This is a genomic window from Vibrio sp. 03_296 (genome assembly GCF_002265885.1).
In genome coordinates, this window is the sequence record NZ_NPKW01001382.1 from 1 (window position 1) to 517 (window position 517).

Below are 517 nucleotides of genomic sequence, written 5' to 3' on the forward strand. Positions count from 1 at the left end.
TATTCTTTGTTTTTGACTCTGATTCACGAGCCTTAAGAGGCTTCTTACCCGCTTTTTCTCGGTCTAACGCGACGTCGTCATCCAGCATATCAAGATAGGCACTCGCGCGAACCGCCGTGACTTTATTGGTGTGTTTATTCTTGTTGGCGTTCGCTTTGAGATGAGTACTGTCCGTAAAGAGCTCTTGACCGCGACCAAGCCTTTCGTCATGGCTTGCTCTACGATATTGATAAAAATACGTTCGAAATACATCCGTGCCATTAAAGCGACGAATGCGGTTTTGGCTTAGAGTAGAAGCGTGGATGACTTTCTCTGTTAATGACATCCGTAAGAACCAACGGTAAGCGACATTCACTTCAATTTCTTTAACGAGCTGACGCTCACTTTTTATACCAAAGATATAACCAAGCAAGATGATTTTGAAGAGACGAACAGGGTCAACWGGTGGACGCCCATTATCTTTACAATAAAGATGAGCGACTTCATCACGAATGAATTCAAAGTCGATAGCATTATC

The 517-nt window shown here is 43.2% G+C and carries 1 pseudogene; it reads right to left on the reverse strand.

From position 1 onward, the window contains the following. A pseudogene (locus CIK04_RS32475) lies at positions 1–517 on the reverse strand (transposase); the annotation flags it as partial.